Here is a 580-nt window from a genome sequence, read left to right on the forward strand (position 1 = left end):
CAGCTGACTTATGGATTCCTCGATCCAAGCGCCTGAAACGCCCGTATCAGCCTCGTTACAACCGGGATTGCTTTGGTGAACTGATCCAAATTGATGGCTCATATCATGACTGGTTTGAAGGACGCGCTGCTAAATGCTGTCTGCTGGTGTTTATCGATGATGCTACAGGAAAATTGCAGCATTTACGCTTCTGTGAATCAGAATCAGCCTTTGATTATATGATTTCAACACGCTTGTATGTTGAGCAGCATGGTAAGCCGTTGGCATTTTACAGCGACAAACATTCAGTCTTCAGGGTGAATCAAAGCAGCAAGAAAGACACCAAGATTACCCAGTTTGGACGCGTACTCAGTACCCTGAATATCGATATCATCTTCGCCAATTCACCACAGGCCAAAGGCCGTGTGGAACGTGCCAACAGAACCCTTCAGGACCGTCTGATCAAGGAGATGCGTCTGGAAGGTATCAGCTCGATTGAGCAAGCTAATGCCTGGCTACCCTGCTTCATTGAGCAGTTCAATCAGAAGTTCGCCAAGATGGCTTTTAATCCTAAGGATCTACATCGGCCTATCACTGAAAC

The 580-nt window shown here is 46.7% G+C and carries 1 pseudogene; it reads left to right on the plus strand.

Annotated features, from left to right (window positions below):
• Nucleotides 1-580: pseudogene (locus NI462_RS14930) on the plus strand (ISNCY-like element ISAjo2 family transposase); the annotation flags it as partial.

It is taken from the genome of Acinetobacter lwoffii, assembly GCF_024129715.1.
Taxonomy (GTDB): domain Bacteria; phylum Pseudomonadota; class Gammaproteobacteria; order Pseudomonadales; family Moraxellaceae; genus Acinetobacter; species Acinetobacter lwoffii_U.